Raw genomic sequence first — 22,993 nt, 5'->3', positions numbered from 1 at the left:
GGAGATCATGTTCACAAAATAAAGATAAGAACAGATTTTTACGGCGATCATTATCATGAGATTTGTGGCGTATCATCTGGGGCTATAAAGGTAGGAGACAGACATGTTCATTTCGTCAAGGCAGCAACTACAGTTGATGATGGACATTGCCATAAATTTAGAGTAGCGTCATTAATAGAAGACCCTACAAGCAAAGATAAAAGATATTAATTAAAAAGCCCTGAAAAAATCTTCAGGGCAGTTTTTTATATTATTTTGTCATAAAAACCTTGAAGAATGAAAAAGTCAGTTATAAACTGATATCATGACCAGAAATCAGTATAAAAAAATCAAAATAAGACTTAAAAAATTAACCAGCAGACTGGATGAATTGATAAAAAAGACCAAAGCAGATACCAAAAGCATGCAGAGATTAATTAAAGATATAATAGATTAATTTTTATTTATTTTCCAAGACAAAACTTTTCAAATATTCTATCTATAATTGTCTCACTGACAGTTGTACCTGTAATCTCGCCTAAAGCATCCCAGGCATCTTTTAAATCCATTGCCATTAAGTCAGGTTGATCGGCTTGCAAGGCAATATTCAAGCTTTTTAATGCACGGTTTACTGCGCTTATATGTCGAGCGTTTGTAAGCATAAGGCCGCCGCTTATAATTTTGTTGTCAATAAACATATTATAAATGCATTCTTTTAGTTCTGCTATTCCATCGCCGTTTTTAGCACTAATCAGCATATCTGCATTGCCAAGTTCGCTAGAAATATCGGACTTGTTTTTAATAATCAAAATATTCTTTTTATTTATGTCATCAAGCAGCTTTTTGTCTTCTTTTCCAAAGGTATCATCGATCAAAAACAGCACGACATCAGAATTTTTTATGCTTTTATATGACCTTTCAATGCCTAGCTTTTCTATATTGTCATCAGTATTTCTAAGTCCTGCCGTATCCGTTATAATAAAGTTAATACCTTTGTAAGAAAAGCTGTCGTCTATTGTATCTCTTGTTGTGCCTGGAATATCGGTAACAATAGCGCGGTCATATTGAATGAGAGCGTTAAGCAAACTGGATTTTCCCACATTGGGCTTTCCGGCTATTGCAATTCTTATGCCGTCTTTTACGAATTTGGCGGTATTTTGAGTTTCTTTTAGTTTTTGTAAAGGCTTAATAAATTCTTCAATGGATTTTTTGGCTTCGTTTAAAGTCAAAATTTCAAGATCCTCTTCAGGATAATCAAGCGCCGCTTCCAGTTCTGCCAAAATATCTGTTATTTTATTCTGAATTTGAGTACATTGCTTGTTTAAAGAACCTTCCAAAAGATTATATCCAGCATTGACTTCAGCTTCGCTTTGGGCATTAATCATTTCTATGACGCCTTCTGCAGAACTTAGACTTAGTTTTCCGTTAAGAAAACCTCTTTTTGTGAACTCTCCAGGTTCTGCCAAACTTGCGCCTAGGTCTATACATTGTCTGAGAACACCGTTGGTTAAAGCGTTTCCACCATGCAAATGAAATTCTATGATGTCTTCGCCAGTGTAAGAATTAGGTGCTTGAAAATAAACGCACAATCCCTTGTCCGTAAAATGTTCTGTTTTAATTTTGCCCAAATACATTTTTCTAGGCTCTACATTGTCCCAATTGGAATGATAGGGAGAAAAAATCTTTTTGGCTATGTTCAAGGACTCAGGACCGCTCATTCTTATTATTGAAATTCCGCCTATTCCTATGGGTGTTGATATTGCACAAATCGTTTTCATAATTTAATATTATATCCTTAAAATGCCCAAACAACAACATATTAATCATTGAATTAAAAAAGGACTTCTAATATAGAAGTCCTAAATACTTATCTAATATTTTTTATTCTGTTTCAAAAGAATTACGTTTAATAAGAGTACCTGTAGAAAAACCGCTCATCTTTTGAGATTTTGCAAAGCCGTTTGAACCTGAACGGTTGTTATTTTGTTTTTGATAATTTTTTGAGTTTCTATTATTGCCGTTGGCATAACTTTTTCTGTTTTTGTCGTTTCTTCTCTTGTTGTTAAAGTTGTTTCTAGCTTTTCTTTCAAAAGACGGCTTTAGATTTTTAGGAACTATAACTACGCAACGATAAGGTTCAACGCCTTCACTATGAGTTGTAACATTGGGATCGTCTTGAAGCTTGGTATGAATTATACGTCTTTTGTAAGGATTCATAGGTTCAAGCTTAACTTTTTTGTTGGTTTTTACAGCTTTTTCTGCCATTTCAACGGCAAGATCTTGTAATTGTTGTTCGCGTTCGCTTCTAAAATCTTCACTTTCTAAAACAACACGCTTATATTCTTCATTTCCTTTGTTAGCAACCAAAGCAGTCAAATATTGCAATGAATCAAAAACTTCTCCGCTGTTGTTATACAAGAACGACAAATCTGTGCCTACTATATTTAAAGTTGCTTCATCATCGTTTTCTGTTGTTTCAACCAATGCTCCAAGTTTGAGAATTTTAAAAAGCCCTTCGACAAATTTTTGGGCTTTTTCGCCTACAGTATCTTTCATTGTTAGTCTTACTTTAGCTTTGGAAAATAGTCCACCAGCCGAAAGAACCTCAGTCTCCACCTTATCTAAAGTACATCCTAACTGTTGCAGTCCTTTTTCGATAGCTAGCTCTACGGTTTTTTCCTGCACTTCTACACTTTTCATTTTAATACCTCTATCTTTAATTGATTTGTTTCGGCGTTATCTTATTATCCTGCGGGCGTAAGGGGATTCTTCTTCTTTATTATTTTTATCTATTAATTTTAAAATACCCGTTGAAATTAAATTGATAATAAGTGTCATGAATGAGTTAACAGCCATATATAACGTAAATGCCGATGTTTGGCTCAAAGCGAAGTATCCGATCAAAATAGGCATCATGAACATCATAATCTTCATAGAACCCATTGCGCCGTTAGTAGGATCTTCGTTTGCCTTTTGCTGACGCATACTCATCCAGGTATTTAGAACATTTAGACCGACGGACAACACAACCAAAATAAGAAGTCCGTTCCATTGACCTTTATATCTATATTGTATTATACCCATTACGTCATTATAATCTACATCGGCGTTTTCCTTAATACCAGTTAATGAATAAAATTCAGACTGAGTAGGAATGGGGTTAGCCCAAGTATCAGCACGCCAAATATTTTTTATCCATAAAAACGAATCTTTGCCATGAGCTTCATATTCGTCATAAACTCTTAATTGAGCGATATATTTTACAACTTCATCATACTGTCTTTGTTGAGGCTGACTTTTAATATTATCTATTGTAAAGACATTATTTCCTTTTTTAATTCCAACAAAACCAAGCTTTTCTTCTAACATTTTAACTATTTCTTCTTCGGTTTTGTCTTTGGTACCACTTAAAAGCGAAACCTGATAATCATACCATTCTTGATTAATAGCATTGACTTCAGCAACTTTTGCTTCGGTTACATCTTGTTTATATTGCGCTACATTTTGAGTATAGATTTCTTTCAGATGATTATAGCGATTGGTGTTTAGTACTTTAGATGTGCCAGTATAACCAGAAATCAAGGTGATAAAAATAATCAACGGTATAAGCATGGCGATACATGACGAAAAAACACCGTATCCGTATTTTTTATACAAAGCACTGCGCTTTTTTTGAAGTTCGGCAGGATTGTTAGCATATTGCTTGGATATTTTATCCAGCTCAGGCTTCATTTTTTCCATTTTTCTGGCGTTGTCTATGGATTTTTTTCTGTTGAAAAAATCAAGGGGCGCTAAAATCAATTTTATCGCCATAGTCAAAAATATAACACGCCAACCATAGTTTTGGATGAAGCCCAAAACATCAATAATCAGCCATTTCCAAAATGTAGTGGTAAAAGCCTCGGCTATTACATTAACCATTTCATATCTCCTTTGGGATTATCAGGAACAGGGTCAAATCCGCCTTTTTTCCATGGCACGCACCGCAACAATCTTTTTATACCCAAAACTACGCCGTATAAACCAAACTTTTGTATGGCTTCTACCATATAAGACGAACAAGACGGCGTATAGATACAGCTGTCTGGTAAAAGCGGCGATATCGCCATTTTGTAAAACCTGACCAAACTAATTAAAATCCATTTCATACGCCTTAAGCTTTGACTGAGGTTATGCTAGAATTGGCCTTCTTTATTGCTTCGGTAATATAATTTGATATCATAGAATAATCCGAATGAGAGAAATCAAAATTATTATTGGCCACAAAGATATAATTATAACCCTTTATCATATTGTCAAGATTTGCCCTGACACATTCTCTGATAAGGCGTTTAATACGGTTTCTAAAAAACGCCTTACCGATTTTGTTGCTGACAGAAATTCCGATCTTAATGCCAGGATGTTTTGATTTTACAAAAATCAAAGAAACAGCACTTGTTTTGACACTTTGACCGTTACGATATATATAGCGGAATTGAAAATCCTTTTTTAAACGATACCTTTTATTTAGCATCGAAAGGATTATTTTTCACCGAGAGGTGCCACTGCTATAAATTTTCTGCCCTTAGCGCGTCTTCTCTTTAAAACTCTTCTGCCTGCTGCGCTTTTCATTCTTTGTCTAAAACCATGGACTTTAGAACGGGTGCGTTTTTTGGGTTGATAAGTCCTTTTCATATATAAAATCCTCTCTTTAAATGTTCATTTTTAAAATCACAAGGGTTATTATATCCGTAAACATTATACTAGTCAAGTAAGCAAAACTAAGTCGTTTGATGAAAAATGCTGTTTTTATTATTATTCCAAATATTGGTATATTTTTGTAACACTTTTGTTAAAAGAAGTATTTTTGCTAAAAGAGTTTTTATTGTGTATTTGGATTTATATGTTCGTATTTCAAATTATCTTCTTCATCAATAAATAAGTCTAAATCATCTATTTCATTATTATTATTATGCAAATCTTCAACCACAGATAAAAATTCGCTGTTGTTTTCTTCGATAGCTTTTTTTCTTGCTAATTCATAATCAGACATAGGCTGAAGCAACAACTTGCCAAACAAATTTTTTTTAGTTTTTAATGATATGTATCCTGCTATGCTTACCAAGGCGCCACCTATCATCATAACAATCATATCTATCATTGTGTCTATTAGTCCTGTACCTTGTGTATAAGCATTGCTTCCGTTTCCAGTTCCCACCAAACCATCTTTCCATCTTTGCATATTTATTTTAAAAATGGAATCCATAGAGAACTCGAAGATTTCCCAAATATAGCTTACCGCCAGCGAAAAGCAAAAAGAAAACAACGATACAAAGAATGGAGACAATTTTTTGTGAGCTTCGCTGTTATTGTTAAGCATATTGACCATAGAAAAACCAAGCAAAGCAAATATTAGACCGTTTAGAGTATGCAAGGTTTTGTCAAATAAGGGGACGTGGTCATAAGCTCTAAAGATTTCGCCTAAAATAAAATGTGCATAAATAAGCAATACAGCTATAAGCTGTAAAAAAGACGGAATATATATTTTGAACTTATGCTGAATAAAAGCGGGTATATTTATTGTGATAAGTCCTGCCAGACACAGACCTATATGCATAATGCTGCTTTCTACATCAGCATACATGCGCAAAAAGACATTGATTACAGAAGCGATCAAGATAAGAATAATAGACGCTTGCAACAGCCAATAAACCAGCTTGGTAATTAATGCGGTTTTGGAAAGCTCGCGTTTGATTTTTCTTAATCTTTTACGTGCAATTTTGCGATGCTGCCGTTCAGCCTTTTTTTCTGGATTGGGCATAGTACACCTTGCTTATTATTGTATAATGTGCATTTTATTAATTTTTAGCCCTTAACACGTATAGGTAAAATAAGATACAAATAATCGCCGTCGCCTACTGAAGTAATAATGCACGGGCTTTCGGGTTTGTTGAACTTTAATTTTATAAAATCATCGCTTATAGCTTTTAAAGCCTCGCTCAAAAATCTTACATTAAAAGCTATATAGATATCTCTTCCTGTTAGCTTGATAGCAACTTTTTCGTTAATTGAAGCAAAGTCCGCATCCGAACTTATCTGCATAAGAGTGCCTTTTAGATCAAGTCTAACTTGATTGGTTTTGGTATGTCTTGTAAGCAAAGAAGCTCTTTCTAGGCTGTCTTCAAATTGCTTTTTGTTAACAGAAGCTTCTGACAAAAAGTCCGAAGGTATGATTTGTTTGTAATTGATAAAATCGCCTTCTAATAGTCTTGTCAAAACCTTAGTGCTTCCGATATCAGCCTTTAAAAGATTGCGTTGACGGTAAACAGTCACAGATTCGTCGCTGTCGTTAAGCAACTTACAAACTTCTTCTAAACTGTGAGCAGGCACAATCATTGACATTGATGCGCTCGCGCTTTTTAGCGGCTTAGTACATTTAGCAAGTCTGTAACCATCCAAAGCTACGGCAGTTATAGTTCTATCTTCAATTTCAAGCAGCACACCTTGCAATATAGGACGCGCATCATCGGCGGCTACGCTAAAGACAACCTTATTAATAAGGTCTTTAAATTCTTTTTGAGGGATGCTGAAATTAATTGAATCGTCTATTTCATTTACAGGCGGATATTCATCCACATTTTGAGTGCGTATATCGCTTGCAGAATCCTGATATCTTATTTTCAACAGATTGCCGTCTGTAACATTGAGTTCTATTTGACCGTCTGTCATCTTTCTTGTATATTCGGAGAAAAATCTTCCGTTAACAAGAGTTTCTCCTTCCATTTCCACTTCAGCTACAATAGTGTCTTCTATGGTAAGATCAAGATCAGTTGCGGTAAGTTTTAGACTGTCTTTTTGAGCAGTCAGCTTGATGTTTTCCAAAATAGGGTTAGGAGTGCGCTGGCTCAACGCCTTTGAAACTTTTAAAACTGCCTGAGCCAAATCTAGCCCGTTGCACAATACTTTCATAAATATCTCCGTTGAATTTTTCCATATTATTATATCACAATAATTATCTCTATACAATTAAATGCAAAATCCAAAAACCAGTTGAATAAACACACATTTAACACAAAATAAGACTTTTGTATTTAGATATGCTAAAATAAAAAGGCAATGTATATAGAGCGGATTTTGTTAAAAAATTTTAGAAATTATACAGATGCTGATATAAGGTTGGGCAATACAACCAACATTATATACGGTTCCAATGCTCAAGGCAAGACCAATCTTGTCGAAGCCGTCTATTATCTTTGCGTCGGAAAATCTCCAAGAACTCCTAGAGAAAAAGAGCTTATAAAATCCGATCAGGACAAAGCATATATAAAAATTGATGCGGTCAAAAAAACAGGCAAAGTAAAAATAGAAGCGTATTTGACCAGAACAGAAAACAAGCGCATAAGCATTAACGGAATACCCATAAAAAGAATAGGCGAACTTATGGGTACAGTCAATGCGGTATTTTTTTCTCCCGATGAACTAAAGATAGTTAAAGATTCACCAGACAACCGCCGCCGCTTTATTGATATTGACTTGAGCCAACTGTCTAGAAGTTATTTTTATAATCTGTCAAGATATAACAAAATTTTGGCTCAACGTAACAGGCTGTTAAAGTCCCAAAAGGGTCTAAAAGAAACTGTGGATATCTGGGATGAACAGCTTGTTGAATGCGGTGCAAAAGTGGCGTTCGCCCGAAAAGAGTTTGTGCTTATGCTGGGCGATTTTGCATCCCAAGCTCAGAGCTATCTTACAGACGGCAAAGAGATACTCAAAGTTAGCTACGAAGGGCTAGAGGGCGACAGCGTTGACGAGATAAAACACAATTTTCTAAAAAAGTTAAAATCCCAAACTCAATATGATATAGAACGCGGCTATACACATACCGGAATTCACAAAGACGATATCGCGTTATCAGTTGGCGGTGTGGATATCCGCTCCTTCGGCTCACAAGGTCAGCAGCGTACAGCGGCATTGGCGCTAAAGTTAGCTGAGTTAGAGATTTTTGCGCATGAAGTCGGCGAAATGCCAATTTTGATACTAGACGATGTTTTTAGCGAATTAGACAAAGTCCGCCAAGAAAGACTTATTCAAAAAATTCAAGATATTCAGACGCTTATCACATGCACTCATTTTGATCAAAAAGCTCAAGCGCAGTTTTATAAAGTAAACTCCGGAAAAGTAATGCCAGAAAACATCCAAACGACAAAATAAGTGTGTTTTACTTAATTTTTTTATTCTTTTATTCTTAGTATAATTCAATTTTCAAGCATATTTGATTATTTTGTAGAATATCTATTTTGTAATGTTAATAAAATTCTACATACTCACCGCTTGTCAGTTAAAATGTGTATAACTTTGTGGATAAGTGGATAAAAAGGCATACATTTATGCCCTTTTTACACTTTTCATCATTATGCGACAAAAAGCTCCATAGAAATGGGATAATTAACTGTGGGTAAGTAGATAACTTTGGGGATAAATGATAGCAGTTATTCACAAAAAGAAAATAATTATAATATCTTGCATTTTTATATGTTTAGTAATAGCGGCGGTTATTTTGACTTCGACTGTTCAGGCTAACCGCTATATACCAAGACTCAAGACCACTATAGTTATAGATGCCGGACACGGCGGAATTGACGGAGGTGTAACTGGCGTTAATACCAAAGTAAAAGAAAGCGAGCTTAATCTAAAGGTTGCAAAAAAACTTGAAAAGTATTTTAAGAGTTACGGTTTTGATGTGGTGATGACGCGCACTAATAGCGACGGGCTTTATGGCGGAAGCGTAAAAAATTTCAAACAAAAGGATATGAAAGCGCGTGCTGAAATTATCAGAAAGGCAAAACCAGATGCTGTTATAAGCATTCACATGAATTTCTTTTCTCAAAGCAAACAGCGTGGAGCTCAAGTGTTTTATAAAAAAGGCAACGAAGCAGGAAAAGAGCTAGCCCGCAACATTCAAGAAACGCTGGCGCTTAATATAGAATATTGCAACAGATTATATCTTTCGGGCGATTATTACATTGTAAACTGTACGGATTATCCGTCTGTTATTGTAGAATGCGGCTTTTTGTCCAATGCTGATGATGAAGCTCTTTTGATTACAGACGAATATCAAGAAAAGCTGGCTTATCATATAATGCTAGGGTGTATGAAGTTTTTAGATATTGCGCCATATGAAATAGATACATAGTATGATTTAAAATGCCGCGTTTTGCGGCATTTTTTGTTGTCTTTTTTGTCATAAACTTTTGATTATAATAATTTTATCTTTTATCTATGATGTGGTATAATGTCAAATATGATTGACGACCAAAAAAGCGTGCTTTATATGGACCCTCAAGTGCTTGCTTGGATAGGCGATGCTTACCTTACATTAGCTATAAGAAAATGGCTTGTTGACAACAGCAAAGCGGGCGCCGGAGTTTTGCACACAAGGATGAAAAAATTTGTAAGCGCTTCTGCGCAAGCCCGTGAGTGGGAAAACATATTTGATATGCTTACAGAAGAAGAAAAGGATATAGGAAGAAGAGCGCGCAATCGTCATACCATAAGTACAGCCAAAAATTCGTCCCCAGCAGATTACAAAAAAGCAACGGCACTAGAAGCCGTAATAGGCTATCTGTATTTATCCAAAAATCAAGACAGACTGGACGAAATTTTTGAAGCAATAATAAAACAAAAGGATATAACATGAGCATAAATCAAGTAAAACCCAAAGTTACACTGCTAAAATATACACCCGAACCCGAACAAACTATCGCTTTGGCAGCAAAACTTTGTTATTCGGATTTTGATATAGATCAATTAAAAGAAAAAGTAGATGCCAGCGACACCGCTAAATTTATTAACATGCTTATCAAAATGGGACATCTGTCGCCTATTGAACACGCAAGCTTTACTTTTTCAATAGAAGGCGTATCAAGGTCATTTTTAGCGCAGATAACAAGACACCGCATTGCAAGTTTTTCTGTCAAGTCCCAAAGATATGTAGGAGCTGACAAAACATTTAATTACATAATTCCACCTAAGATAGAAGCTTTGGGTGAAGAAGCGGTAAAAGAATATCAAAACCAGATGAATCAGATTCATCAATGGTATGTTGGTTGGCAGTCAAAATTGGGAGTAGGCGAACAGAGCAATGAGGACGCAAGATTTTTGCTTCCTAATGCGGCAGAAACCAAAATGATAATGACTATGAATGCGCGTGAACTTATGCACTTTTTTGAGCTAAGATGTTGTAACCGTGCACAATGGGAAATACGAGAAGTGGCATGGCTTATGTTCAAAGAAGTTATTAAGGTAGCCCCCAATTTGTTTAAAAACAGCGGACCTTCTTGTGTTTCTGGTGCTTGCAGCGAAGGCAAGATGACATGCAACAAGGCAGCCGAAGTAAGAGCATATCAGCAGTCATTGTTTGATAAAGACTGATAAGGGAAATAATAATCAGTATTAAATTTTTGATAGATAAGGTAGACGAATTTGAAAATAACAGGCAGAAACGCAGTAAGCGAAGCACTTAATTCTAATGTAACCATTGATAGACTTGTAGTAGCCAAAGGGCTAAGGGATTCTCAAGCCAACAATCTCATTAATCTTGCGAGGAGCAAAGGAATCAAGATAACATTTCTTGAAAAAGAGATTTTGGATAAGGAAAGCAAGGGCGCAAAACATCAAGGCTTTATAGCCGAAGTAACCGATTTTATTTACAGTACGGTAGAAGATATTTTGCAAGACGCAGAACAAAAAGGACAAGATCCTTTTATAATAATCTTAGACGGTGTGGAAGATCCGCATAATTTAGGAAGCGTATTAAGAGTAGCCGAATGCGGCGGCGTTCATGGTGTAATTATAGGAAGACACCGTGCGGTAAGCGTAAACGAAACCGTAATAAGAGTTTCGGCAGGAGCCGCAACTCATGTCAAGGTTGCAAGAGTAACCAATATTAATGATACTATAAGAGAACTAAAAGAAAAAAATATTATAGTTTTGGCTGCCGAAACAGGCGGGGATAACCTTTATAAAACCAATCTAAAGGGGGCGCTTGCTCTTGTTATCGGCGGAGAAGACAGCGGAGTCAAGAGATTGACCAAGCAACTTTGTGATGGAGTAATCTCGCTTCCTATGTACGGAGAGGTCAATTCTCTCAATGCATCCGTTGCCTGCGGAGCAGTAGTATATGAAGCCATTAGACAAAGAAATTTTGATTGAAAAGGCACATAACGGCGATACTGAAGCAATAGAACGCCTTTTGACGCAATACAAAGACCGAGTAAAAAAACTTGCCAGAGCGTATTTTTTGGTAGGTGGGGATACCGACGACCTTATTCAAGAAGGAATGATTGGACTTTATAAGGCCATAAGGGATTATGACAGCCAAAAAGGCAAAGGCAATTTTACCGCATTTGCGGATATGTGTATTAATCGCAATATGCAGACGGCGGTAAAAACAGCTTTGAGAAACAAACACAGAGCCCTAAATGAATCCTTGAGCTTAAACAAAGAAACGGACGGCGAAGAAGAATTTATAAATTACATAATAGATGAGCACGCAGACAATCCGCTTGATGTCTTGTTAAAAGATGAGCAGTTAAGAGACTTTAGAACATTTATCCAAAACGATTTGAGCAAGCTAGAAAAAAAGGTTTTAATGGAATATCTTGAAGGACATTCTTATAGCGAGATTGCTGCTAAGTTAAACAAAGGCACAAAAGCTGTGGATAACACATTGCAGAGAATAAAGAAAAAACTTATACCTTTATATCATTTATAAGGCAAAATCTATGAGCTATACGGCATTATATCGAAAATACCGTCCCAAGACTTTTAAAGAAGTAGCGGGACAAGACGCTGTTAAGCGCACACTGGTCAATCAAATTAAGAATGACCGCATAGGTCACGCTTACCTTTTTACTGGAACGCGCGGAACAGGCAAAACCACAGTTGCTCGTATTTTTTCAAGAGCAGTCAATTGCCTCAATCCGCAAGACGGTTCGCCTTGTGGTGTTTGCGATATATGCAAAATTCAAGACAATATTGACATTATAGAAATAGACGGTGCTAGTTCAAACAGAGTAGAAGCGATAAGAGATCTTAAAGAACAGGTCAAGTATCCGCCCGTCAACAGCAAGTACAAAGTATATATCGTGGACGAAGTGCATATGCTGACGGACAGTTCATATAACGCGCTCTTAAAGACCCTGGAAGAACCGCCCGAATATGTCATATTTATTTTGGCAACTACCGAACCTCAAAAAATTCCTCCGACTATAATGTCAAGATGCATGAGGTTTGACTTTAAACTTGTTTCAACAAAAGAAATTGCAGAGATTATTTCAAATGTTTTTGCTAGTTCAAACATAAAAGCATCTAAAGAAGCAATAGAACTTATCGCAAGAAGCGGAATGGGAAGCGTAAGAGACGCCTTGTCAATAGCCGATATGTGCGCAGGATTTTCTCGTGAAGGCGTAACTTATGACGATGTGCTGGAACTTTTGGGTGCCAGCGATAATATGGTTATAGGCAATCTTGCCAAAAGCATTTTGTCAGGCGATCTCAACAACTCGCTTGAAATAATCAATCAAATGGCGGAATCCGGCAAGAGCATGAATGTTATTGCGCGCGACCTTACAACATATTTTAGAAACCTGGGCATTGCCAAGACCTGCAAAGAGCCAAATGAAATTTTGGGCTTGCCCAAAGAAGTATTGGATAGTCTGCTTGAAATAAGTGCTCAAGCGGATATGGACAAAATAACAGTATGCATTGATATATTTGGTTCACTTGACCAAGACTTAAGATACGGACTTAACCCTAGAATCACTTTGGAAAATGCGGTCTTTAAGGCTTCAAGATTAATAATTAATACACCTAATGCAATATTGGCTAGACTTAACGAACTAGAAAAAAAAATTTCTGATTTAAAGACACAAAATATTGTTGCAGTTGAAACGCCCAAAGAATTTACTAAGTCTGTACATCAAGATGAAAAAAATAAGCAAAACAACCAAACAAAAGAAAACAACGAACAAACTGAAATAAAATTAGAGATACAACAAAAGCCAGAACTCAAACAAGAAACACACGAACAAAAAGAAACATCAGAGCCGATTGAAATCAGCGAGGCATACATACCACCTCAAAGAGAAGGACATTTTATAGCAGATACTGATGATATATTTTCAGACGGCGTATCTGTTCAAAATATAGCAGAAAAAAAATTAGGCGAACTTGCATATAAGTTAAGAGAAAGTGGAGAAGTTTTACTGCATTTTCAATTGACCAATAATGTGGAAAGAATTAAGCTAGAAAACGGAGTACTTACAGCCACAGTTTATGATAATAATTCATATAAACTGTTATCAGAAGAAAAATCAAAACAAAAAATAGAAAAACTGCTGAATGGGCTCAAGTTTTCGGTTATTTTGTCCGAGCCGGTAGATGTAAAATATCAAGAAAAATCAATAAGTCGTCTTAAAGAACTGGCAGGCAGCAAACTTGAAATTAAGTAAAAAATCAAACCACCGCTATATAACACTTAGTGGTAAAATATTTAGGAGTATAGTATATGGGAAATTTCGGAAGATTTGGCGGCATGGGCAATATGCAGCAAATGATGAAGCAGGCAAAGCAAATACAGGAAAGCATGAAAAAAGCCCAGGAAGAATTGGAAAATTCAGAAGTTGAAGCAACCTCTGGCGGCGGCATGGTTACTGTAAAACTAAGCGGAATGAAAAAGCTTATTTCAATTACCATTAAGCCTGAGGCGGTAGATCCTGACGATGTTGAAATGTTGGAAGATATGATAACGGCCGCATTTAACGAAGCTTTTGAAAAAGCAGAAGAATTATATGCCCAAAAGATGGGAATGTTTTCGGGACTTCTATAAGCAAAAATGAAAAAAACATCTTTGGAGCCTATTGAACGGCTTATTAATCAATTTACCAAATTGCCCGGAGTTGGATATAAGACGGCGCAAAGATATGCTTATGCTGTTATCGATATGTCATCAGAGCAGGCAAACGAGTTTTCGCAAGCGATAATAGACACGAAGAGTATGATAAAATATTGCAAAATATGCGGAAATTTTTCTACTGATGAAATTTGTCCTATATGCGCCGAACGAAAAAGTGATGTTATATGTGTAGTGAGTGAGCCAAAAGATGTGCTTGCCATGGAAAAGGTAAGAGGATACAAAGGCGTTTATCACATATTGCACGGCAATATTAGTCCTTTGCAATCTAAAGGTCCTGACGATATCAATATAAAGTCACTCATAAAAAGGGTTTCGGAAGGCGGAGTAAAAGAAGTAATCTTAGCTACCAATCCCACGGTAGAAGGCGAGGCAACCGCGGTTTATATAGCTAAACTTTTAAAAACTCTGGGAGTTAAGACTACAAGGCTTGCCCAAGGCATTTCGGCAGGCAGCGATATAGAATATGCCGATGAAATAACGCTTACACAGGCGCTGGAAAACAGAAAAGAAATTTAATTTTTTAGATATAGGAGTAAAAAATTTTTTTATGGCTCAAAACGAATTTGTGAAAAACATTGCAGATATAGAAACAGATTTTACGCAGTGGTATACTGATGTTATATTGAAAACTGGTCTTGTAGATTATGGTCCCGTAAAAGGTACCATGGTAATACGCCCTTACGGTTATGCAATATGGGAATTTATCCAAAGCGGACTTGATAAGCGCATAAAGGAAACAGGGCATCAAAACGCGTATTTTCCTATGTTCATTCCCGAAAGCTTTTTGAAAAAAGAGGCTGAACATGTAGAGGGCTTTGCACCTGAAGTTGCGCGCGTTACTCATGTGGGAAATGAGCCTTTGGCAGAAGCGCTTGTAGTACGTCCCACATCAGAAACGATTATTTGCGATATGTATTCACGCTGGGTACAATCATATCGTGATTTGCCTTTGCTTATCAATCAGTGGGCAAACGTCGTAAGAATGGAAAAGACAACAAGACCGTTTTTGCGCACATCTGAATTTTTGTGGCAAGAAGGACATACAGTACATGCCACCGAACAAGAGGCGCGTGAAGAAACCTTGAAAATGCTCAATGTTTATGTTGAGTTTTTGAAAGACGAGCTTGCTATACCTGTTTTGCCCGGACAAAAATCTATAAAAGAAAAATTTGCGGGAGCAGAAGATACTTACAGCATAGAAGCTATGATGCTAGACGGCAAAAGCCTGCAGGCAGGAACATCGCATTACTTAGGACAAAATTTCGCCAAGGCTTTTAATATAAGATTTCTTGATCGTGACGGAACTCACAAATATGTTTACCAGACTTCTTGGGGTGTTACTACTCGTCTTATCGGAGCTCTTATTATGGTGCACGGAGACAAACGCGGTCTTGTTTTGCCGCCTAAAGTTGCGCCCGTTCAAACTATAATTATTCCGATAGCAGCACACAAACCTGGTGTTGAAGAAAAGGCTGATGAAATATTGAACTCTTTAAAATCTTTGGGAATACGTGCCAAGGTCGATAATTCTGACGCTTCGCCTGGATGGAAATTTAATGAGTATGAAATGAAAGGCGTACCCGTAAGAATCGAAATAGGTCCGCGCGACATAGAAAACGGTGTGGCTGTTGTTAGCCGCCGCGACACCTTAGAAAAATCTACAATTAAACTTGACAATATCGCGCAAGAAATTGAAGAGCTCTTGAGAACTATTCAAGTAGATATGTATAATAAGGCAAAAGCCTTTTTGGATTCGCATATTACTGTTGTCCACAATATGGATGAAATGGAGCAGGTTATTAATAATAAGCATTTTGCTTTGTCAATGTGGTGCGGAGATCAAGCATGCGAAGATTTTGTAAAGCAAAAGCTCCAAGCAACTTCACGTAATATGCCTTTTGACCAAACACCTTGCGGCGACACTTGTGCTGTATGCGGCAAAAAAGCTAAACATAAGATTTTCTGGGGCAGAGCATATTAATATAACTATATAAAAATATAAAAACTAAAATAAATGCGTTTTAATTCGCATTGCATATTGTCGCAAAAAAATCAACTAAGGACTAATTGCTATGAAATATAAATTATTTACTTCCGAAAGTGTAACAATTGGGCATCCCGACAAAATCTGCGATCAGATTTCAGATGCTGTATTAGATTATATTATTGAAAAAGATCCTGATGCGCGGGTAGCTTGTGATGTCGCAGTTAATACAGGGCTTGTGCTTGTTATGGGCGAGATCACTACAGATTGCTATGTGGATATACCCAAGATAGCACGCGAAACCATAAAAAACATCGGCTATACTGATGCAAGATACGGCTTTGATTATAATTCTTGCGCGGTATTGACTTCTATTGACGAGCAATCACCTGACATTGCTATGGGTGTGCTTAATTCTAAAGATGCCGTTTCTCAAGATCCGGCAGATCTGATGGGTGCAGGAGATCAAGGCATGGTTTTTGGATATGCTTGTCAAGAAACTCCCGAACTAATGCCTTTGCCTATAATGCTGGCTCACGGACTGACGGACAAGCTAGCAAAATATAGAATTGATGGAACATTGCCTTATCTTAGACCTGACGGAAAAGCGCAAGTTACCGTAGTCTATGATGGAGATATCCCCATAGGCGTAGATGCCGTAGTCGTTAGCGCACAGCATGCCGAAGACGTAGACAGAAAGACTATGGAAAAAGATATTTGGGCATTGGTAAATGAAGTTATTCCTGCAAAATATATAACAAAAGACACCAAGTTTTATATGAACCCTACCGGCAGGTTTGTAATAGGCGGACCTCAGGGTGACAGCGGATTGACAGGCAGAAAAATTATTACTGATACATACGGCGGCTATTGTCCTCATGGCGGCGGAGCATTCAGCGGCAAAGACCCTACCAAGGTTGACCGCAGCGCAGCATACATGGCAAGATATGTTTGCAAAAACATTGTAGCATCAGGTATTGCTGACAAATGCCAGATCGAGATTTCATACGCAATCGGCAAGCCTCGTCCTATTTCACTTTGCGTGGATACATTTGGTACATCGCAATATTCAGATTTTCAGATTCAAGAAATAATCAATGATGTGTTTGATTTGCGCCCCTATGACATTATAAAAACTCTTGATTTAAGACGTCCTATCTATAGCGCTACTGCGCGCAACGGACATTTTGGAAAACCTGAATTCCCTTGGGAACAAACTAACAAGGTTGATGCAATATTGCAGGCAGCTGAGGGATTAAGTAAAAAAGACTAAATTTTTAAGTAATTTATTTTTTGGAGTAACGGTTTGAAAATAGAAGGCACAGTAGAAGATATCATTTACCGAAATGAAGAAAATGGTTATACGGTAATGATAATTGATAACGGCGGCGAACCTGTAACTTGTGTCGGCTATTTTCCTATGCTTTCCGAAGGCGAATATTTATGTCTTGAAGGAGAAAACCGATACAACTCTAAGTATGGCATGCAGTTTGCGGTCAAAAATATTGCATCTGTATCGCCTCAAACCACGACAGGTATAGTTAGTTTTTTGGCAAGTGGACTTATTCATGGCGTAGGTGAAGTTACCGCCACCAGAATAGTAGACAAATTCGGTTTAAAGACCTTTGAAATAATAGAAAAATCGCCCGAAAGGCTGGCGGAGATAAAAGGCATTTCTTTGGAAAAAGCCAACAGCATTTCTGAATCATATAAATCCGTTCAGTCTATGCGCGAAGCGGTGATGTTTTTGCAAAGTTACGGCATTTCTCCGTCTTTGTCCTTAAAGATTTACCGCGAATACGGGAATCAGGTTAAAGAAATTGTTTTACATAATCCATATAAGCTGGTTGAAGACATAGAAGGAATAGGTTTTGTAACCGCTGATAAAATAGCCCAAAAGATCGGAATTAAAAAAGACAGCGAGTTTAGGCTAAGAGCAGGCATTATTTATATACTCAACACAGCTGCAGAACGAAACGGTCATACCTATCTTCCAATTGAAGAACTCAACCAAAACGTGCTAGAAGTGCTTAGTGTCAATAAAACTGCTGAAGAGCTATATGATTTTTATGAAAAAATGGTCATAGACGGCAAGCTCAAGTTTTATACCAAACCCGAACATAGATGCATCGCATTATCTTATCTTTATCATGTAGAAAAAAATATTGCGCAAAGACTGCTAACTCTTATCCAAAGTGCAGATGATTTAAAAAACGATTATTCTGAAGACATAGAAAGATACGAGCAAAAAAAGGGTTATAAATTTGACTCTGTGCAAAAAAAGGCTATTTCGTCATGTCTAAATGACGGAGTACTTATAATCACAGGCGGTCCCGGGACAGGGAAAACTACAATTATTTCGTGCGTGCTTGATATATTGCGAATAAGAGGCGGAAAATTTTTATTGCTTGCGCCTACCGGCAGAGCGGCCAAGCGTATGCAGGAAGCGACAGGTGAAGAAGCAATGACTATTCATAGAGCCCTTCAGCCGGATTTTAAGGGACATGGCTTTATGTATAACGAAAACAATCCGCTTGAATATGACTACATAATTGTAGATGAAATCTCTATGATTGATGCATTCCTTATGAACGGTTTGCTAAAAGCCATAAGATCAGGCACTCATCTTATATTATTAGGGGACAAAGACCAGCTGCCCAGTGTGGGCGCGGGAAATGTTTTGGCTGATTTGCTTCTTAGCGGCAAACTGCCTATCACATATTTGACGCATATTTATCGCCAAAGCGACACTTCCAATATCGTTACAAACGCGCATCTTATTAATAATGGCAAAATGCCCGTTATAGATAATTCAGCTTCAAAGGATTTTTTCTTTTTATCCGCTAGTTCACCCGAACGGATTTTGAGCGCAACCGTCGAAATGGTAACTCAAAGACTTACCAATTTTACAGGCTTTTCGCCTCAAAGAATACAGGTGCTGGCACCCATGAAAAATGGTGTTGCTGGTGTAATCAATCTAAACCGCCAGCTTCAAAACAGCCTTAATCCAGCCAGTCCTAATAAACCTGAAATAACCTACGGAAACCAGACATTCAGAGTAGGCGACAAAGTCATGCATATAGCCAACAATTACGAATTAGAATGGCAAAAAGTAGACGAAAGCGGAATAATAACCAGCGGAGTGGGAGTTTTTAACGGCGATATGGGTATTGTAATAAGCGTAACGCCTTCTACGGGCGAGCTTGTAGTGGAGTTTGAAGACGGACGGCGGGCTACTTATGGCGCTGAAACTATGGAAGAGCTTATGCTTGCTTATGCGATAACCGTACACAAAAGCCAAGGTTGCGAATTTGATGCATGCGTCATAGTCTTAACAGGCGGAAGCTATATGATCAATACTCGAAACCTTTTATATACAGCATTGACACGAGCAAAAAACTATGCTGTACTTATAGGTGAAAAAGAAACAATACGCAAAATGGTAAATAATACATTTACGCAGACCAGATATACAATGTTAAGAGAGATGCTGGATACATATTCCAATCAAATGGAGTTGTTTTCATAATGAGATTGTTTATAGCTGTTAATTTTGACGATACAATAAAGAAAAAAATATCTCAAATTGCTGACTGGCTAAAGCAACAGGGCATTAAAGGCAATTACGCAAAAGAGTCCAATTATCATATAACTCTTTTGTTTTTGGGACAAAGCGAACAGTCGCAGATTCCTTTTATTAAGGACGCGATAGTCGACATCAACGAAAGCCATTTTGACATAACTTTAAATAACATTTCCAGCTTTGGAAAAAACATAATATATCTTGGCGTCAACGACTCAAAACATCTAAAAAACATCAATGCATTTCTTTTTAATAGATTAAGGAACACCTTTGACCTGCAGCCCAATAGATTTTCTCCTCATATTACACTCATACGCAATCCTGATTATGTACCTAGCGGTATTAAGGTTGACGAGATATTGCCTTATACTTACACGGTTAATGATATAAGTCTTATGCAGTCATTAAGGGTTGAGGGGGAATTGGTGTATAGGTCAATATTTGTTCATAAACTCAAATAAACAATATTTTGACAAAAATGCTTAAATTTGAAATAAACTTGACTAATCTCTTGCAATAATAATATAATAATTTCATGGTTTCAAAACAAAAAAAATTAAAGCAAAGTCCTTCTAAGAGCATAGTAGCTATAATCAGGCTTGTGCTGGTGCCGATGGGGTTTGTAACTGGCTGGATTATTTCTAAGGAAATAATGTCAATACAAATTGACGGCAAGTTGCTGCTCAATATGCAGGGATGGCTAAAAGTCTGCATTCAAGTAGTCAGCGGATTGTTTATTTCGTTTTTGGCTTTTTTGATTGCTCCAGTTGTCATGAAAGGGATTTTTGCTTTATCTGGATTAATAGAAAACGCGCTTTCTAAGTACAGTGCAAAAGAAGTTGTAATGGGAATTTTAGGACTTGTAGTAGGAGTCCTGCTTGGTTTTGTATGCTGGTTTTTATTAAACAGCGTAGAAAGCATCAATCCAGCATTCACTATAACCATTACTGTAATATTAATGCTAATATTTGGCGTTGTAGGAATGAGACTGGGTGCAAAACTTATGAGCCAGGTTTTGCCTGCTACCAACCTTACCGAAAGGTCAACTCTTTCTGTTAATGACTGCCCTAATATGATTTTGTTGGATACTTCAGCTCTTATTGACGGCAGAGTTTTGGATATTGTAAGAACAGGCTTTTTGAGCGGCGAAGTGCTAATACCTAATTTTGTTTTGACAGAATTAGCGCGTATCGCTGATGATGAAGATGTATTGAAAAAGAACCGCGGCCGCAGAGGCTTGGATATCGCCGCAGCATTGCAAAAAGAAAAAGCGATCCATGTCAAGATCACTGACGACATCAACGAAACTGATATTGATGTAAAATATATAAAGACTGCTCAGTTTTATAAGGCAAAATTGATAACAGTAGACTACAATCTTAACAAGCTGGCGACTGCCAACAATATAGTTGCGCTTAACATCAATGATCTTTCCAACGCAATCAAGCCGATAGCATTGCCTGGAGAAAAGATGATGGTACGCATAGTAAAAGAGGGTAAAGAACGCGGTCAAGGAATAGGTTATCTGCCTGACGGAACAATGATAGTAATAGAAAACGGAGGCAACTATATAGGCAGCGAAAAAGAAGTTACTATCACGACAGCGTTGCAGACCTCGGCAGGACGAATAATTTTTTCAAGAATAATGTAGTTTTAATCCGTCTGATGAAGACGGATTTTTTATTTAAGTCTCAAGAGTTTAAGAAAATAACACTTAGACATGTTTGTTATTCTCAAAAAAATTTTAATAATCCAAGATAATAATGGCTATAATTGCTTGATATTTTTATAATTTTCTATTAATATATAGGACATAATAAATGTGCGTTGAAAAATTAATAAGTTCAAAAAAATGGTAACATTTTGAAGCAAAAAATTATTGACAACTATTGACGCACAGACTATAATAATAATGCTGATTTTCCTCAGTAGCTCAGCGGTAGTAGCATTCGGCTGTTAACCGAAGGGTCGTAGGTTCAAATCCTACCTGGGGAGCCATTAAAGCCCTAAATCGTAAGATTTGGGGCTTTTTTATATGGTTTTTTGGTAAAATAAGCCATTTTTACTGGCTTTTCTTGTTTTTGTTTACAATATTTTGCGTGACCCTTTTTGTGTTTTTGACACCCCATAACCGAAGGGTCATATTTTAGGGTCAAATTTCTTAATTTCTTCTAATTCAAACGGGTGTCATCTTCGCCGACAGTTCCATTTTAATTAAGTCAAATTTCTTAATTTCTTCTAATTCAAACCCCCTTTGAACATGGGTATATATATTTGCTGTTGTGCTTGCTTGTGCATGACCTAACCACCTTTGCACCGTATTTATGCTAATATTGTTTTCTAAGCACCTTTAATTATAATCTTTATATTACCTATTATGTTTTATATTGCCTATTATGTTTTGACTGACGATATTTTTACTTGAAAACTCTACAAGAATATGTATACTTATCTTGTACTTAAATATAAAAATTACAAAAGTGTTAAAATTAAGATGAGTTGGAAAAACAGGATTTTATTTGGGGATACAACTGATGCTGATTATGTCGCTTTTTTTGATGAAAGTGGTTGTGCAGATGAAAGAGATAAATCTTCAAGAGGCTTTGTATTATCTTGTGTAATAATTAAAGATAATGTATTATCTAAATTAAACAATCAATTTACAGATATTAAGAATAGTTTTTGGGAAAATGGCGAGAACCTAATAAAACTTGCAAGATTATTTGATGTTACAACTAATGATATTTTAGGCTTAGAAAATGAGGACGGTACAAAAATTCACATATCCAATAACTTTAATAATAACGGGAAAATTAATTTTAATTTAAATATATTTTGGAGATGAAATTTAATGAAGCAATTTATGGATTATATTTTGCCCATTCTGACTCTATTGGTAAGCGGGGGCACTATTGCGGCTATTATAAGTTTTGCCTTAAATTTAAAAGGTCAAAAAAAAGCCAAACTATTTGAATATAAATTACAACAGTACACAGATCTTTTAGTATTAGCAAAATTATATATCGATTATGAAAATACCAAAGATTTTTATTTAGTTGGGTGGGATTTAAATAAACATTCTGAATATGAAAATAAAAAATTAATCCTTAAAAAACTAATATCTAAAGAAATTCCATTATATCTTGTTGCCAACAAAAAAATTGCTGAAGCTTATAAATTTTTTATTAAAAAAGCCGATACCTTCACTTTTAATAGGCTACAAGGATTAATCCAAAAAGATTTTTGGAAGTAACTGTTAACCGAAGGGTCGTAGGTTCAAATCCTACCTGGGGAGCCACTTGTATGGGTCTATAAGTATTTTTCTTATAGACCCATATTTTATTGAAATTATTTTGTTATAATATTGATAAGATTTAATTTTGTAGGAAGGGGAAGGTTAATGATTTTATTTGTAAACAACTCTCAACGAAAAGGAACTTGTTATTATGAGTTTTATAAAGGCAAATGGGATAACAAAACTTTCTGGAGGGAC

At 36.5% G+C, this 22,993-nt stretch carries 26 protein-coding genes and 1 tRNA gene; 19 read left to right on the top strand and 8 right to left on the bottom strand.

Features of this window, described 5'->3' with window-relative positions:
• Both VIL26_06485 and VIL26_06480 read left to right on the top strand, forming a co-directional pair.
• The coding region (locus VIL26_06485; protein ID HEY8390576.1) for a YmaF family protein at positions 1–210 on the top strand (210 nt) is incomplete at its 5' end.
• A gap of 94 nt (positions 211–304) precedes the next feature.
• Positions 305–436 (top strand): hypothetical protein, encoded by a 132-nt coding sequence (locus tag VIL26_06480; protein ID HEY8390575.1) that lies wholly within the window; start codon positions 305–307, stop codon positions 434–436.
• 7 nt (positions 437–443) lie between these two features.
• On the opposite strand, the gene mnmE is transcribed toward VIL26_06480, so the two are convergent.
• The 8 genes from mnmE to dnaN all read right to left on the bottom strand — a co-directional run bounded on the left by mnmE (position 444) and on the right by dnaN (position 6,927).
• A complete protein-coding gene (mnmE, locus tag VIL26_06475; GenBank protein HEY8390574.1) occupies positions 444–1,757 on the bottom strand; it encodes a tRNA uridine-5-carboxymethylaminomethyl(34) synthesis GTPase MnmE in 1,314 nt (437 codons plus the stop codon).
• 103 nt (positions 1,758–1,860) lie between these two features.
• Positions 1,861–2,679 (bottom strand): RNA-binding cell elongation regulator Jag/EloR, encoded by an 819-nt coding sequence (jag, locus tag VIL26_06470; GenBank protein HEY8390573.1) that lies wholly within the window; start codon positions 2,677–2,679, stop codon positions 1,861–1,863.
• 36 nt (positions 2,680–2,715) lie between these two features.
• The gene (locus tag VIL26_06465; protein HEY8390572.1) at positions 2,716–3,900 is read right to left on the bottom strand and encodes a YidC/Oxa1 family membrane protein insertase; all 1,185 of its coding nucleotides are present in this window, start codon (positions 3,898–3,900) and stop codon (positions 2,716–2,718) included.
• Positions 3,888–4,127: a membrane protein insertion efficiency factor YidD gene (gene yidD, locus VIL26_06460; protein HEY8390571.1), complete on the bottom strand. Its 240-nt coding sequence runs from the start codon at positions 4,125–4,127 to the stop codon at positions 3,888–3,890. Before yidD ends, VIL26_06465 begins: the two co-directional genes overlap by 13 nt.
• A 5-nt stretch (positions 4,128–4,132) precedes the next feature.
• Positions 4,133–4,492, bottom strand: a complete 360-nt coding sequence (rnpA, locus tag VIL26_06455; GenBank protein HEY8390570.1) for a ribonuclease P protein component — start codon at positions 4,490–4,492, stop codon at positions 4,133–4,135.
• 8 nt (positions 4,493–4,500) lie between these two features.
• Entirely contained in the window at positions 4,501–4,653 is a 153-nt protein-coding gene (rpmH, locus tag VIL26_06450; GenBank protein ID HEY8390569.1) for a 50S ribosomal protein L34, read from the bottom strand.
• Between the two features lie 187 nt (positions 4,654–4,840).
• Positions 4,841–5,779 (bottom strand): hypothetical protein, encoded by a 939-nt coding sequence (locus tag VIL26_06445; protein ID HEY8390568.1) that lies wholly within the window; start codon positions 5,777–5,779, stop codon positions 4,841–4,843.
• A 44-nt stretch (positions 5,780–5,823) separates the two neighbouring features.
• Positions 5,824–6,927: a DNA polymerase III subunit beta gene (gene dnaN, locus VIL26_06440; GenBank protein HEY8390567.1), complete on the bottom strand. Its 1,104-nt coding sequence runs from the start codon at positions 6,925–6,927 to the stop codon at positions 5,824–5,826.
• Positions 6,928–7,074: 147 nt separating this feature from the next.
• On the opposite strand from dnaN, the gene recF reads away from it, so the two are divergent.
• The 17 genes from recF to VIL26_06355 all read left to right on the top strand — a co-directional run bounded on the left by recF (position 7,075) and on the right by VIL26_06355 (position 22,753).
• Positions 7,075–8,169: a DNA replication/repair protein RecF gene (gene recF / locus VIL26_06435; protein ID HEY8390566.1), complete on the top strand. Its 1,095-nt coding sequence runs from the start codon at positions 7,075–7,077 to the stop codon at positions 8,167–8,169.
• 268 nt (positions 8,170–8,437) lie between these two features.
• Positions 8,438–9,151 (top strand): N-acetylmuramoyl-L-alanine amidase, encoded by a 714-nt coding sequence (locus tag VIL26_06430; GenBank protein HEY8390565.1) that lies wholly within the window; start codon positions 8,438–8,440, stop codon positions 9,149–9,151.
• Positions 9,152–9,250: 99 nt separating this feature from the next.
• A complete protein-coding gene (locus tag VIL26_06425) occupies positions 9,251–9,655 on the top strand; it encodes a ribonuclease III domain-containing protein (protein ID HEY8390564.1) in 405 nt (134 codons plus the stop codon).
• On the top strand, positions 9,652–10,389 hold the full coding sequence (thyX, locus tag VIL26_06420) for an FAD-dependent thymidylate synthase (GenBank protein ID HEY8390563.1): 738 nt from the start codon (positions 9,652–9,654) through the stop codon (positions 10,387–10,389). Before VIL26_06425 ends, thyX begins: the two co-directional genes overlap by 4 nt.
• A gap of 51 nt (positions 10,390–10,440) precedes the next feature.
• Positions 10,441–11,169, top strand: a complete 729-nt coding sequence (gene rlmB / locus VIL26_06415) for a 23S rRNA (guanosine(2251)-2'-O)-methyltransferase RlmB (GenBank protein ID HEY8390562.1) — start codon at positions 10,441–10,443, stop codon at positions 11,167–11,169.
• Positions 11,138–11,731: a sigma-70 family RNA polymerase sigma factor gene (locus VIL26_06410; protein ID HEY8390561.1), complete on the top strand. Its 594-nt coding sequence runs from the start codon at positions 11,138–11,140 to the stop codon at positions 11,729–11,731. The genes rlmB and VIL26_06410 overlap by 32 nt, the downstream gene beginning before the upstream one ends.
• A 10-nt stretch (positions 11,732–11,741) precedes the next feature.
• Positions 11,742–13,469 (top strand): DNA polymerase III subunit gamma/tau, encoded by a 1,728-nt coding sequence (dnaX, locus tag VIL26_06405; protein ID HEY8390560.1) that lies wholly within the window; start codon positions 11,742–11,744, stop codon positions 13,467–13,469.
• 56 nt (positions 13,470–13,525) lie between these two features.
• Positions 13,526–13,846 (top strand): YbaB/EbfC family nucleoid-associated protein, encoded by a 321-nt coding sequence (locus VIL26_06400; protein HEY8390559.1) that lies wholly within the window; start codon positions 13,526–13,528, stop codon positions 13,844–13,846.
• Positions 13,847–13,852: 6 nt separating this feature from the next.
• The gene (gene recR, locus VIL26_06395) at positions 13,853–14,449 is read left to right on the top strand and encodes a recombination mediator RecR (protein ID HEY8390558.1); all 597 of its coding nucleotides are present in this window, start codon (positions 13,853–13,855) and stop codon (positions 14,447–14,449) included.
• A gap of 31 nt (positions 14,450–14,480) precedes the next feature.
• Positions 14,481–15,914, top strand: a complete 1,434-nt coding sequence (proS, locus tag VIL26_06390; protein ID HEY8390557.1) for a proline--tRNA ligase — start codon at positions 14,481–14,483, stop codon at positions 15,912–15,914.
• Positions 15,915–16,005: 91 nt separating this feature from the next.
• Positions 16,006–17,190: a methionine adenosyltransferase gene (gene metK / locus VIL26_06385; protein HEY8390556.1), complete on the top strand. Its 1,185-nt coding sequence runs from the start codon at positions 16,006–16,008 to the stop codon at positions 17,188–17,190.
• A gap of 33 nt (positions 17,191–17,223) precedes the next feature.
• Entirely contained in the window at positions 17,224–19,446 is a 2,223-nt protein-coding gene (locus tag VIL26_06380; protein ID HEY8390555.1) for an ATP-dependent RecD-like DNA helicase, read from the top strand.
• A complete protein-coding gene (gene thpR / locus VIL26_06375; GenBank protein ID HEY8390554.1) occupies positions 19,446–19,961 on the top strand; it encodes an RNA 2',3'-cyclic phosphodiesterase in 516 nt (171 codons plus the stop codon). Before VIL26_06380 ends, thpR begins: the two co-directional genes overlap by 1 nt.
• Positions 19,962–20,035: 74 nt before the next feature.
• On the top strand, positions 20,036–21,151 hold the full coding sequence (locus VIL26_06370) for a PIN domain-containing protein (protein HEY8390553.1): 1,116 nt from the start codon (positions 20,036–20,038) through the stop codon (positions 21,149–21,151).
• 271 nt (positions 21,152–21,422) lie between these two features.
• A tRNA-Asn gene (locus VIL26_06365) sits at positions 21,423–21,498 on the top strand.
• A 496-nt stretch (positions 21,499–21,994) separates the two neighbouring features.
• Positions 21,995–22,345, top strand: coding sequence for a DUF3800 domain-containing protein (locus VIL26_06360; protein ID HEY8390552.1), 351 nt, complete (start codon positions 21,995–21,997; stop codon positions 22,343–22,345).
• Positions 22,346–22,351: 6 nt separating this feature from the next.
• A complete protein-coding gene (locus VIL26_06355) occupies positions 22,352–22,753 on the top strand; it encodes a hypothetical protein (GenBank protein HEY8390551.1) in 402 nt (133 codons plus the stop codon).
• The last annotated feature ends 240 nt before the right edge of the window (positions 22,754–22,993 follow it).

The sequence above is a fragment of the Clostridia bacterium genome, assembly GCA_036562685.1.
Taxonomy (GTDB): Bacteria; Bacillota; Clostridia; order Christensenellales; family DUVY01; genus DUVY01.
This window is presented reverse-complemented; position numbering and strand designations above follow the sequence as displayed.

What these genes read in the sequence shown, in the direction of transcription:
- VIL26_06480 (HEY8390575.1), top strand. Translation starts at nt 305, where the DNA reads ATGACCAGAAATCAGTATAAAAAAATCAAAATAAGACTTAAAAAATTA.
- mnmE (HEY8390574.1), bottom strand. Translation starts at nt 1,757, where the DNA reads ATGAAAACGATTTGTGCAATATCAACACCCATAGGAATAGGCGGAATT.
- jag (HEY8390573.1), bottom strand. Translation starts at nt 2,679, where the DNA reads ATGAAAAGTGTAGAAGTGCAGGAAAAAACCGTAGAGCTAGCTATCGAA.
- VIL26_06465 (HEY8390572.1), bottom strand. Translation starts at nt 3,900, where the DNA reads ATGGTTAATGTAATAGCCGAGGCTTTTACCACTACATTTTGGAAATGG.
- yidD (HEY8390571.1), bottom strand. Translation starts at nt 4,127, where the DNA reads ATGAAATGGATTTTAATTAGTTTGGTCAGGTTTTACAAAATGGCGATA.
- rnpA (HEY8390570.1), bottom strand. Translation starts at nt 4,492, where the DNA reads ATGCTAAATAAAAGGTATCGTTTAAAAAAGGATTTTCAATTCCGCTAT.
- rpmH (HEY8390569.1), bottom strand. Translation starts at nt 4,653, where the DNA reads ATGAAAAGGACTTATCAACCCAAAAAACGCACCCGTTCTAAAGTCCAT.
- VIL26_06445 (HEY8390568.1), bottom strand. Translation starts at nt 5,779, where the DNA reads ATGCCCAATCCAGAAAAAAAGGCTGAACGGCAGCATCGCAAAATTGCA.
- dnaN (HEY8390567.1), bottom strand. Translation starts at nt 6,927, where the DNA reads ATGAAAGTATTGTGCAACGGGCTAGATTTGGCTCAGGCAGTTTTAAAA.
- recF (HEY8390566.1), top strand. Translation starts at nt 7,075, where the DNA reads ATGTATATAGAGCGGATTTTGTTAAAAAATTTTAGAAATTATACAGAT.
- VIL26_06430 (HEY8390565.1), top strand. Translation starts at nt 8,438, where the DNA reads ATGATAGCAGTTATTCACAAAAAGAAAATAATTATAATATCTTGCATT.
- VIL26_06425 (HEY8390564.1), top strand. Translation starts at nt 9,251, where the DNA reads ATGTCAAATATGATTGACGACCAAAAAAGCGTGCTTTATATGGACCCT.
- thyX (HEY8390563.1), top strand. Translation starts at nt 9,652, where the DNA reads ATGAGCATAAATCAAGTAAAACCCAAAGTTACACTGCTAAAATATACA.
- VIL26_06410 (HEY8390561.1), top strand. Translation starts at nt 11,138, where the DNA reads ATGAAGCCATTAGACAAAGAAATTTTGATTGAAAAGGCACATAACGGC.
- dnaX (HEY8390560.1), top strand. Translation starts at nt 11,742, where the DNA reads ATGAGCTATACGGCATTATATCGAAAATACCGTCCCAAGACTTTTAAA.
- VIL26_06400 (HEY8390559.1), top strand. Translation starts at nt 13,526, where the DNA reads ATGGGAAATTTCGGAAGATTTGGCGGCATGGGCAATATGCAGCAAATG.
- recR (HEY8390558.1), top strand. Translation starts at nt 13,853, where the DNA reads ATGAAAAAAACATCTTTGGAGCCTATTGAACGGCTTATTAATCAATTT.
- proS (HEY8390557.1), top strand. Translation starts at nt 14,481, where the DNA reads ATGGCTCAAAACGAATTTGTGAAAAACATTGCAGATATAGAAACAGAT.
- metK (HEY8390556.1), top strand. Translation starts at nt 16,006, where the DNA reads ATGAAATATAAATTATTTACTTCCGAAAGTGTAACAATTGGGCATCCC.
- thpR (HEY8390554.1), top strand. Translation starts at nt 19,446, where the DNA reads ATGAGATTGTTTATAGCTGTTAATTTTGACGATACAATAAAGAAAAAA.
- VIL26_06370 (HEY8390553.1), top strand. Translation starts at nt 20,036, where the DNA reads ATGGTTTCAAAACAAAAAAAATTAAAGCAAAGTCCTTCTAAGAGCATA.
- VIL26_06360 (HEY8390552.1), top strand. Translation starts at nt 21,995, where the DNA reads ATGAGTTGGAAAAACAGGATTTTATTTGGGGATACAACTGATGCTGAT.
- VIL26_06355 (HEY8390551.1), top strand. Translation starts at nt 22,352, where the DNA reads ATGAAGCAATTTATGGATTATATTTTGCCCATTCTGACTCTATTGGTA.